This window comes from Streptomyces sp. DH12, assembly GCF_020873895.1.
Taxonomy (GTDB): domain Bacteria; phylum Actinomycetota; class Actinomycetes; order Streptomycetales; family Streptomycetaceae; genus Streptomyces.
Genome location: NZ_JAHWGT010001184.1, coordinates 1 through 440, shown reverse-complemented (window position 1 = coordinate 440; position 440 = coordinate 1). Strand labels below are relative to the sequence as shown.

At 69.8% G+C, this 440-nt stretch carries 1 protein-coding gene; it reads left to right on the top strand.

The features are described 5' to 3' along the window. Positions 1 to 57: 57 nt before the first annotated feature. Positions 58 to 440 (top strand): MFS transporter (locus LPA54_RS39155; protein ID WP_308112932.1); only part of this gene is annotated, 383 nt, incomplete at its 3' end.

Sequence of the window (440 nt, the reverse complement as noted above, 5' to 3'; positions counted from 1 at the left end):
ACCCAGCCGTCAGTTCCCCCCACCGAGCGAGATCCGCGGCGCTGGGTCATCCTCGGGGTGATCTGCCTCGCGCAACTGGTGGTCCTGCTCGACAACACCGTCCTCAACGTGGCGATCCCCGTGCTCACCGAGGACCTGGGCGCCTCCACGGCCGACGTCCAGTGGATGATCAACGCCTACGCCCTGGTCCAGTCGGGCCTGCTGCTCACCGCGGGCAGCGTCGCCGACCGCTACGGCCGCAAACTGATGCTGAAGACGGGCCTCGTCCTGTTCGGGCTCGGCTCCACGGCGGCCACCTTCGCCCAGAGTTCCGGGCAGCTCATCGCCGCCCGGGCCGGCATGGGCATCGGTGGTGCGCTGCTGGCGACCACCACCCTCGCCGTCATCATGCAGATCTTCGACGAGGAGGAGCGGCCCAAGGCCATCGGCCTGTGGGGGGC